Source organism: Stenotrophomonas sp. P5_B8 (genome assembly GCF_054049855.1).
The window spans coordinates 1-9764 of sequence record NZ_JBFULO010000131.1 but is presented as its reverse complement, the minus strand read 5'-3'; the positions used below and the strand labels follow the sequence as shown (position 1 = coordinate 9764).

The 9764-nt window shown below is 66.8% G+C and carries 11 protein-coding genes; 3 read left to right on the top strand and 8 right to left on the bottom strand.

Annotated elements, in window-relative coordinates; genetic code table 11:
• Positions 1–189 precede the first annotated feature (189 nt).
• The 8 genes from ACXJKH_RS09430 to ACXJKH_RS09395 all read right to left on the bottom strand — a co-directional run bounded on the left by ACXJKH_RS09430 (position 190) and on the right by ACXJKH_RS09395 (position 8042).
• Complete coding sequence (locus ACXJKH_RS09430) at positions 190–567, bottom strand: Na+/H+ antiporter subunit G (protein ID WP_256776541.1); 378 nt, start codon at positions 565–567, stop codon at positions 190–192.
• Positions 564–848: a K+/H+ antiporter subunit F gene (locus ACXJKH_RS09425; RefSeq protein ID WP_256776542.1), complete on the bottom strand. Its 285-nt coding sequence runs from the start codon at positions 846–848 to the stop codon at positions 564–566. The genes ACXJKH_RS09430 and ACXJKH_RS09425 overlap by 4 nt, the downstream gene beginning before the upstream one ends.
• Positions 845–1351 (bottom strand): Na+/H+ antiporter subunit E, encoded by a 507-nt coding sequence (locus tag ACXJKH_RS09420; protein ID WP_256776543.1) that lies wholly within the window; start codon positions 1349–1351, stop codon positions 845–847. Before ACXJKH_RS09420 ends, ACXJKH_RS09425 begins: the two co-directional genes overlap by 4 nt.
• On the bottom strand, positions 1348–2883 hold the full coding sequence (locus ACXJKH_RS09415) for a monovalent cation/H+ antiporter subunit D (protein WP_457319232.1): 1536 nt from the start codon (positions 2881–2883) through the stop codon (positions 1348–1350). Before ACXJKH_RS09415 ends, ACXJKH_RS09420 begins: the two co-directional genes overlap by 4 nt.
• Positions 2880–3269 (bottom strand): Na+/H+ antiporter subunit C, encoded by a 390-nt coding sequence (locus ACXJKH_RS09410; protein ID WP_256777751.1) that lies wholly within the window; start codon positions 3267–3269, stop codon positions 2880–2882. The genes ACXJKH_RS09415 and ACXJKH_RS09410 overlap by 4 nt, the downstream gene beginning before the upstream one ends.
• A complete protein-coding gene (locus tag ACXJKH_RS09405; RefSeq protein WP_457319231.1) occupies positions 3269–6097 on the bottom strand; it encodes a monovalent cation/H+ antiporter subunit A in 2829 nt (942 codons plus the stop codon). Before ACXJKH_RS09405 ends, ACXJKH_RS09410 begins: the two co-directional genes overlap by 1 nt.
• 409 nt (positions 6098–6506) lie before the next feature.
• Complete coding sequence (locus ACXJKH_RS09400; RefSeq protein ID WP_312235910.1) at positions 6507–6992, bottom strand: Mpo1 family 2-hydroxy fatty acid dioxygenase; 486 nt, start codon at positions 6990–6992, stop codon at positions 6507–6509.
• 123 nt (positions 6993–7115) lie between these two features.
• On the bottom strand, positions 7116–8042 hold the full coding sequence (locus tag ACXJKH_RS09395; protein ID WP_457319230.1) for a phosphoribosylaminoimidazolesuccinocarboxamide synthase: 927 nt from the start codon (positions 8040–8042) through the stop codon (positions 7116–7118).
• A gap of 142 nt (positions 8043–8184) precedes the next feature.
• Between ACXJKH_RS09395 and ACXJKH_RS09390 the strand changes: the two genes are divergently transcribed.
• Genes ACXJKH_RS09390 through ACXJKH_RS09380 form a run of 3 tightly spaced genes read left to right on the top strand, consistent with a single transcriptional unit; the run spans position 8185 to position 9723 of the window.
• Positions 8185–8514 carry a J domain-containing protein gene (locus tag ACXJKH_RS09390; protein WP_256776550.1) on the top strand — a complete coding sequence of 110 codons (330 nt, stop codon included), beginning with the start codon at positions 8185–8187 and terminating at the stop codon, positions 8512–8514.
• A 39-nt stretch (positions 8515–8553) separates the two neighbouring features.
• Positions 8554–9231: a ribulose-phosphate 3-epimerase gene (rpe, locus tag ACXJKH_RS09385; RefSeq protein WP_256776551.1), complete on the top strand. Its 678-nt coding sequence runs from the start codon at positions 8554–8556 to the stop codon at positions 9229–9231.
• 9 nt (positions 9232–9240) lie between these two features.
• The gene (locus tag ACXJKH_RS09380; protein ID WP_457319233.1) at positions 9241–9723 is read left to right on the top strand and encodes an N-acetyltransferase family protein; all 483 of its coding nucleotides are present in this window, start codon (positions 9241–9243) and stop codon (positions 9721–9723) included.
• Positions 9724–9764: the final 41 nt, after the last annotated feature.

Below are 9764 nucleotides of genomic sequence, written 5' to 3'. Positions count from 1 at the left end.
ACCAACGGTCGGCTCTACGGGCGGGATTGGGGTGCAGCCGACCAACGGTCGGCTCTACGGGCGGGATTGGGGTGCAGCCGACCAACGGTCGGCTCTACGCGCGGGATTGGCGGCGGCCGACCAATGGTCGGTTCCACGCGGGTTCGGCCCGGTATCCGATCCCGGTCCGGAACCTATCCGTCTCCCTCATTACGGCGCCTGATCGCCTTCCGGTCGCGGCGGCGGCAACTGTTCTTCCTTGGCGGTTTCATGCCCCGGCAGGCTCGGGCGCTTTTCCATCATCAGCGACAGCGCCGCCTTGGCCATCATGTGTGCGCTGATCGGTGCGGTGATGAACAGGAATACGGTGATCAACAGCTCGCGCGGCTGCGGATCCTGACCCAGGAAGATGTGGTAACAGACCGAGCCCACCAGCACGCAGCCCACGCCCAGGGTGCTGGCCTTGGTCGGCGCGTGCAGGCGCTTGAAGAACGTCGACAGCTTCACCAGGCCCAGCGCGCCGACCAGGATGAAGAAGCAGCCGAACAGCAGCAGGATCGACAGCACGATCTGGATGAAGGTGATCATTCGACGATATCCCGGCGCAGCACGAACTTGCTCAGCACCACCGTACTGCCGAAGCCGAGCATGGCGATGATCAAGGCCGCCTCGAAATACACCGCCGAGTTGAGGTACATGCCGAACAGCATCAGCTCGGCAATGGCCGTCACCGACAGCGTGTCCAGCGCGAGGATGCGGTCGGGCACGGTCGGGCCGCGCAGCAGGCGCCAGGTGGCCAGCAGCATGGCCAGCCCGACCACGTGCATGCACACGGCCATCGTGGTCTGGATGAAGGTGTAACCGGTCATGGGAAGATCTCCATCAGCGGGGCCTCGTAACGGCGCTTGATCTGCGCGATCAGTTCGTCCGGGTCGTCCAGGTGCAGCACGTGCACCAGCAGGTAGCGGCGGTCGTCGGACAACGCCGCCGATACCGTGCCCGGGGTCAGCGTGATCATGCTGGTCAGCGCGGCGATGCCGTGGATGTTGGCGATGTCCAGCGGCAGCCAGATGAAGCCGGGGTGGATGCGACGCTCCGGGCCGAGTACCTGGATGGCCACGCGGATGTTGGATACCAGGATGTCCCACAGCGTCACGAACACCAGCTTGGGCACCGGCCGCAGCGAGCCGATGCGGGCGAACTCGCGGTCCAGGCGCGCGGCGAACAGGGGCACCACCAGGCCCAGCAGCATGCCCAGCACGAACTGGCCGACGGTGAAGCTGTCGGACATCAGCAGCCAGAACGCCACCACCATCACGCTCAGCGAAGGCGAGGGAATCACGCGTTTGTACAGCGAAGGCTTGTGCGTCATGGCTGGCGGATCTCCGGCGTGGTGGCGCGCAGCTCACCCACGTATTCCTTCGGCTGCAGCAGCTGCCTGGCCATCGCATCGGTGTGCTGCATCAGCGGGCCGGCGAACAGGCTCATGGCGATGCCGTAGCTGAGCAGCAGCGCGGCGGCGATGAGTTCGACGGTGCGGGTGGGCGCCTTGCGCGGTGGCGGCACACCTTCCTCCTGCACCGGCACGCGCCAGAACAGGCGGATGCCGCCACGGGTGAGACCCACGATCACCATCAGGCTGCTGCCCAGCACCGCGGTCCAGACCACGTCGGTGTACTGGGCCGGCATCCCGGCCAGCAGCGCGGCCTTGGCCAGGAAGCCGGACAGCGGCGGCAGCCCGGCTACCGCGACCGCGCCGATCAGGAACAGCACCGCCGGGGTCTGCTTGCCGGGCATCGGCGCGATGATTTCCTTTTTGTCGCTGGCACCGCCCCGACGGCGTCGGATCAGGTCGGCGATCAGGAACAGTGCGGCGGCCACGAAGGTACTGTGCGGCAGGTAATACAGCCCGGCCGACAGCACCTGCGGGGTACGCACGGCGAATGCGATGAACAGCGTCGCTGCCGACACCACCACCAGGTAGGAGATCATCACCCGCAGGCGCGCGGCCGCCAGGACACCCAGGCCGCCCAGCACCAGCGTGGCCACGCCGGCCCACAGCAGCCAGTCGCTGCCGTAGCCGGCCATCGGGCCGGCATCCTCGCCGAACCACAGCGTGCTGACCCGCAGCACCGCATACAGGCCGACCTTGGTCATGATCGCAAACAGCGCAGCCACCGCGGCCGGTGCGCGCGCATACGCCTCGGGCAGCCACAGGTACAACGGCATCAGCGCAGCCTTGCTGCAGAACACCAGCAGCAACAAACCCATGGTGGCCTTGACCAGCACCAGGTGCGAGGCCGGTACTTCGGCGATGCGCTGGGACAGTTCGGCCATGTTGAGCGACCCCAGCGAGGCATACAGCAGGCCGAGCGCGATCAGGAACAGGGTCGAGGCGGTAACGTTGAACACCACGTAATGCAGGCCGATGCGCATGCGCAGGCCGCGCCCGCCGCTGAGCAGCAGGCCGTAGGAGGCGATCAACATCACCTCGAAGAACACGAACAGGTTGAAGATGTCGCCGGTGAGGAAGGCACCGTTGAGGCCGACCAGCTGGAACTGGAACAGCGCGTGGAAATGCGGTGCGCGCCGATCCCAGCCCGAGCAGGCATGCAGCAGGCACGGAATGGCCAGCAGCAGCGTGGTCACCAGCATCCATGCCGACAGCCGGTCGGCCACCAGCGCGATACCCAGCCGTGCCGGCCAGTCGCCGAGCAGGTATACCGCGATGCTGCCATCGGCGGTCTGGAAGAACAGCAGTGCCACCGCCGCGGCCAGCGCAGTCAGCGTGGTCCAGGCCACCGCGCGCTGCACCCGGGGGCCATAGCGGCGGTGCTCGACGAACAACGAACAGGCCGCGCCGAACAGCGGAATCAGGATCGGCAGGATCACCGCATGGTTCATGCGCCGCCCTCCCGGCCGGGGGCGGTATCGGCGGGGGCGTCGTCGGCCTCTTCTTCGTGCGCGTCGACGTGGTCGCTGTGGTTGTCGCTGCGGCTGCGCATGGCCAGCACGATGCTGACGGCGGTCATCGCAAAGGCGATCACGATGGCGGTCAGCACCAGCGCCTGCGGCAGCGGATCGGTGTAGTTGCCCAGGTCGCTGTCGATGCCCTCACGCAGCACCGGCGCCTTGCCCGACACCAGGCGGCCACCGGCGAAGATCAGCAGGTTGGTGGCGTAGGACAGGAAGGTCATCCCGAGGATGACGTCGAAGGTGCGCGCACGCAGCAGCAGGTAGATGCCGATCGCACTCAATATGCCGATCGCGCTTGCCAGGGCCAGTTCCATCAGTGCATCTCCCCGGTTTCTGCTGAACGACGGTTGGGATCGATCTCGCCCTTGCGGGCGTTGCGGGTACGCGAGGGCTTGATCGTGCCCATCATCGACAGGATCAGCATCGCCCCGCCGAACACCACCAGGTACACGCCGGTATCGAACCCGATCGCGCTGGCCAGCGGCACCTCACCGATCAGCGGGATATGCAGGTCCAGGTGCCCACTGGTCAGGAACGGCACGCCGAACAGCATCGAGGCACTGCCGCTGACGATGGCGATCAGCAGGCCGGCACCGATGCAGCGGATGTAGTCGAAGCCGAACCGCGACTCCACCGAGGTGGTGCCTTGGATGACGTACTGGATCAGCAGCGGCACGGCCAGCACCAGGCCGGCGATGAAGCCGCCACCGGGCGCGTTGTGGCCGCGCAGGAACAGGAAGATCGAGACGGTGAGCGTGAGCGGGAACATGATCTGGGCCAGATCGGCCGGCACCGGCAGCTTGATCGGCGGGCCCGGCATGATCTGCTCCGGCGCCATGCGTGAGCGTCGCAGCATCGCGTGCACCACCAGCGCGGCAATGCCGAACACGGTGATTTCACCGAAGGTATCGAAGCCGCGGAAGTCGACCAGGATCACGTTGACTACGTTCTGCCCATAGGCTTCGGGCAGGGCGCGCGCGACCAGCTCGCCGGCCATGGTGTTGGGCGGCAGCGTCATCGCGGTGTAGGCCAGCGCGGCCAGGCCGCCACCGCCGATCACCGCGATCAGCGCATCACGGCGCTTGCGCCAGCGCGAATGTTCCGGCGCCGACTGGGTGGGCAGGTAGTTCATGCCCAGCAGCATCAGCACCAGGGTGACCATCTCCACCAGCAACTGGGTCAGGGCCAGGTCTGGGGCGGACAGGAACACGAAGGTCAGCGACACCATCAGCCCGACCCCGCCCATCACCAGCACCGCCAGCAGACGCTGCCGATAGACGAACAATGCGCTTACCGCGCAGGCCATCATCACCAGCCACAGCGTCCAGCCCAGCAGCGGCAGTGGCTGCGGCGAGGGCCAGTTGGGCGAGCCCGGATCGGCCACGAACGGGGCCAGCGCGACGATGATCGCCACCACCACCAGCGCCATCAGCATCCGCTGCAGGCTGCCGTTGGCCAGCGCCTGGGTCAGCCGGTGGGCGAAGCCGAACACCAGGTCCAGCTGCTTGTGGAACAGGTTGCGGCCGATCGCGCGGGTCACCACCGCGTGCAGGTCGATCAGGCGGCGCAGGCCGAAGTACAGCGCGATGCCGCCGATCACCCCGGCGATGCTCATCATCAGCGGCGTATTGAAGCCGTGCCACACCGACAGGCTGTAGGCCGGCATCGCCGGGCCCAGGATCGAGGAGGCGGCGGCGTGCAGCACCGGGGCGATGGTGATCGCCGGGGCCACGCCGACCGCCACGCACACCACCACCAGCACTTCCACCGGCACCTTCATCCAGCGCGGCGGCTCGTGCGGCACGCGGTCCAGGTCGTGCGGGCCATCACCGAAGAAGGTGTCGTGCACGAAGCGCAGGCTGTAGGCCACGCCGAACACGCCGGCCAGCAGCGCGGCGATCGACATTGCCATGCGCATCGTTTCCGGGCCACCGGCGGTGAGCGCTTCGGCGAACAGCATCTCCTTGGACAGGAAGCCGTTGAGCAACGGAATGCCGGCCATCGCCAGCGATGCGATGATCGCCAGCGTGCTGGTGAACGGCATCAACCGCCGCAGTCCGCCGAGCTTGCGCATGTCGCGGGTGCCGGTCTCGTGGTCGATGATGCCCGCGGCCATGAACAGCGAGGCCTTGAACGTGGCGTGGTTGAGGATGTGGAACACGCCGGCGACCACCGCCATCGGCGCCGACAGCCCGAACAGCATCGTGATCAGGCCCAGGTGGGAGATTGTCGAATAGGCCAGCAGGCCCTTCAGATCATGCTGGAAAATCGCGTTCCAGGCCCCGATCAGCAGGGTGATCGCCCCGATCCCGCTGACCGTGTAGAAGAACAGATCCGTGCCCGACAGTGCCGGATGCAGCCGGGCCAGCAGGAACACACCGGCTTTGACCATGGTCGCCGAGTGCAGGTAGGCCGACACCGGGGTAGGCGCGGCCATCGCCTGCGGCAGCCAGAAGTGGAACGGGAACTGCGCGCTCTTGGTGAAGATGCCGGCCAGCACCAGGAACAGCGCATACGGATACAGCGCGCTGGCGCGGATGGCATCGCCGGAAGCGAGCACCGCATCCAGTTCGAAACTGCCCACGATGCGGCCGATCAGCAGCACGCCACCGAGCAGGGCAAGCCCGCCGCCGCCGGTGACCACCAGCGCCATCCGCGCGCCCTCGCGGGCGTCCTGGCGGTGCGACCAGAAGCCGATCAGCAGGAACGAGCTGATGCTGGTCATTTCCCAGAACACCATCAACAGCAACAGGTTGCCTGACAGCACCATGCCGAGCATGGCGCCCATGAACAGCAGCAGGTAGCAGTAGAAGCGATGGGCGCTGTCGCGCGCGCTGAGGTAGTAGTGGGCGTACATCACCACCAGCGCGCCGATGGCCAGCACCATCCCGGCGAACATCCAGGCCAGCCCGTCCAGGCGCAGCGAGAAGGCCAGCCCGATCTGCGGCAGCCATTGGCCGAAACTGCGTACGACCCCGCCGGCAAGGATGTCGGGGGTCATCGTGGCCAGCAACGCCAGTCCGCCCAACGGGGCGGCCGCGGCCAACCAGGCGGCCGTGGAGCGGGAGGTGCGGCGGAATGAAGCGACCGCCACGGCCATGATGAACGGCAGGGCGAGCAGCAGGAGCAGGCTGGGATTCATGCAGGGAATACGGGATTCACGAGCAGGCCGTTTAGTCTAACAGGCAGTCAATTGCTGCCGATAGACCCGAATACGCCAGCAATTGCTTGTAACGTGCGTGATTCATTTTTTCAGCCCCTGTCGCGCGCCCATTCGAGAGTGCTGAACGCCGTATGGAAGTCCCATGGTGACTTTGCCGTATCTGGCCCGTCGCGCGGGTCAGGCGCCAGTAACGGCAGGGGCTGGCGGGCCACGCATGGGGCGAGGAACATGAACGGCTGCCTGCCTTCGAACGCCGCGCACGACGATGCTGGACGCCACCCCGTAGAGCGCCAGTGAGCATCCATTTCGTTCAGGAAAATCCGTCGGTGTTGCACGGCCGCGGAGTGCAGGCCGCTGGCCGGCAACCCGACCCTCCCCAAGCGCGGGACTAGTACCGAATGCCCAGCCGCCGATATGCCTTGGCCAGCACCCACGCCGGCCCGATCAGCAGATAGGTCAGATCGGTCAGGAAGCTGGGCTTGCGGCCCTCGTACTTGTGGCCGACGAACTGCGCCACCCAGGCCACCACGAACACCCCGACCGCCGTCCACAGCAGGTTATGCAGGCCGATCTCGGCCTCCAGCAGTCGGCACAGGCAGCCGAACACGAACAGCATCCCCAGCATGCCGATGCCCAGCGGGCGCGACAGCCGGTTGTAGAAACACCATGCGGCGAACATCGCAAACCCTGCCCAGATCCCGTTCTGGAACCAGGTGATCAGCGGCGGCAGGCACCACAGCAGGGCCACGACCGACCACAGGATCGCCGGCACGGCCACCACGTGAATGCGCTGGTTCAGCACATTGCGGTGGTCGTCGGAATAGCTGGCGAAGTAGCGGTCGATCGGGCGTGCGACGGTGGTGGTGGTGGCCATGTTCCCTCCCAGGATCAGCAGAGCATAGCGCTGTGGGGGCCGGCCGGCCGGGGATTGGCGATTCCGTCGGCGTCGGGCATCTAAAACCGCGTCCCCGGCGCGGGGCCGGGGACGCAGTGGGGGTCAGTCGACCGAGATACCCGCCAGCCGCTGCAGCGCCTCGGCGTACTTGGCGCGGGTGCGCTCGATGATCTCAGCCGGAATGCTCGGGCCCGGGGCGGTCTTGCCCCAGTCCAGCGTCTCCAGGTAGTCGCGGACGAACTGCTTGTCGTAGCTCGGCGGGCTGGTGCCCACCTCGTACTCGTCGGCCGGCCAGTAGCGCGAGGAATCGGGGGTCAGCATCTCGTCCATGATGTACAGGCGGCCGTCTTCATCGGTGCCGAACTCGAACTTGGTGTCGGCCAGGAGGATGCCGCGCTCGCGCGCGTAATCGGCGGCGAACTTGTAGATGCGCAGGGTGGCATCGCGTACGCGCTCGGCCAGGTCCGCACCGACCGTCTTGACCATCGCATCGAAATCGATGTTCTCGTCATGGTCGCCGACGGCGGCCTTGGTCGACGGGGTGAAGATCGGCTCGGGCAGCTGCTCGGCCTGGCGCAGGCCATCGGGCAGCTCGATGCCGCTGATCTTGCCGGTGCGCTGGTAGTCCTTCCAGCCGCTGCCGATCAGGTAACCGCGGGCAATCGCCTCCACCGGCACCGGCTTGAGCTTGCGGGTGACCACCGCGCGCTTGGCGTACAGCGCCGCATCGACGCCGTCGGGCAGCACGCTGGCCACGTCGATGCCGGTCAGGTGGTTGGGCATCAGGTGCGCGGTCTTGGCGAACCAGAAATTGGAGACCTGGCAGAGCATTTCGCCCTTGCCCGGAATCGGATCGGGCAGCACCACGTCGAAGGCCGACAGACGGTCGGTCGCGACCATCAGCAGGTAGTCCCCCGGCGGCGTGCCGGCGGGGAGCCGGTCGCGCGGAATGTCAAAAACATCACGCACCTTGCCGCGATGGCGCAAGGGCAGGCCGGGGAGATCGGATTGCAACAACGTGGTCGGCACGGGCACTCCTGGGGCTTGTCATGACAGCCGTCCAAGGGACCCTGAGGGCCCGCACAGACAGCGGGCGGCCTAGTGTAAAGCCGGTTGGGCCCGCTGTGACGTAAAATGAGGCTCCTTTGTTGCCACGGCCGCCCAGACCCTCATGCGCTGGTACGGAAAACTGCTCGGATTCATCGCCGGGGCCCTGCTGTTCAGGCCCAATCCGCTGTTTGGTGCCGTAGTGGGCCTGCTGATCGGGCATGCCTTCGACGCCGACTGGTTCCGCCTGAACAAGGAAAACCCCTACCGCGAGCTGGGGCTGACCTCCGAGGCCACCGACGCCGAGGTCGACCTGGCCTACCGCCGGCTGATCTCCCAGTACCACCCCGACAAGGTCGTCGGCGCCGCCCCGGAGCTGCGCCAGCAGGCCGAGCGCAAGTCACGGCTGCTCAACGCCGCCTACGACCGCATCAAGACCCTGCGCAAGCGCTGAGCGCGCGCGGCCCCATTCCACGTACCGAAGGCCCCGGCCATGTCCAACTGCATCATCGCTCCCTCCATCCTGTCCGCGAACTTCGCCCGCCTCGGCGAGGAAGTGGACAACGTGCTCGCCGCCGGTGCGGACTGGGTGCATTTCGATGTGATGGACAACCACTACGTGCCCAACCTGACCATCGGCCCGATGGTCTGCCAGGCGCTGCGCAAGCACGGCATCACCGCACCGATCGACGTGCACCTGATGGTCGAGCCGGTGGACCGCATCATCCCGGACTTCGCCGAGGCCGGCGCCACCTACATCAGCTTCCACCCGGAGGCCAGCCGCCACGTGCACCGCACCATCCAGCTGATCCGCTCGCTGGGCTGCAAGCCGGGCGTGGTGCTCAACCCGGCCACCCCGGTGGACATCCTGGACTGGGTGCTGGACGACCTGGACCTGGTGCTGATCATGTCGGTCAACCCGGGCTTCGGCGGCCAGGCGTTCATTCCCTCGGCGCTCGACAAGCTGCGTGCAGTGCGCAAGAAGATCGATGCCAGCGGCAGGGACATCCGACTGGAGATCGACGGGGGCGTGAAGGCCGACAACATCGGCGCGATCGCCGCTGCCGGTGCCGACGCGTTCGTGGCTGGCTCGGCGATCTTCAACGCGCCGATCAGCTACCAGGACGTGATCGCGCAGATGCGCCACAACGTCGCCAAGGCGAGGGCCTGAGCCATGCCGGTGGCTGCCGTGAACATCCGCGTGGCCACCGCTGACGATGCGGCGCTGATCCTGCGCTTCATCCGCGAACTGGCCCTCTACGAGAAGGCCGAGTCCTCGGTGCAGACCGACGAGGACGGCATCCGCGCCAGCCTGTTCGGGCCCGATGCCAAGGCACATGCCCTGATCTGCGAGGCCGACGGCAACGCCATCGGCTATGCGGTGTACTTCTACAATTACTCCACCTGGCTGGGCCGCAACGGCATCTACCTGGAAGACCTGTACGTCAGCCCGGACTGCCGCGGCAGCGGCGCCGGCAAGGCGCTGCTGCAGCACATCGCGCGCATCGCCGTGGCGCAGAACTGCGGGCGCTTCGAGTGGTCGGTGCTGGACTGGAACGAACCGGCCATCACGTTCTACCAGGCCGCAGGTGCAAAGCCGCAAAGCGAGTGGACCGTGTACCGGATGGAAGGCGAGGCGCTGCGGACCTTCGCCGAAGGCTGAGCACCTGTAGAGCCGACCGTTGGTCGGCTGCCGTAAAAGAG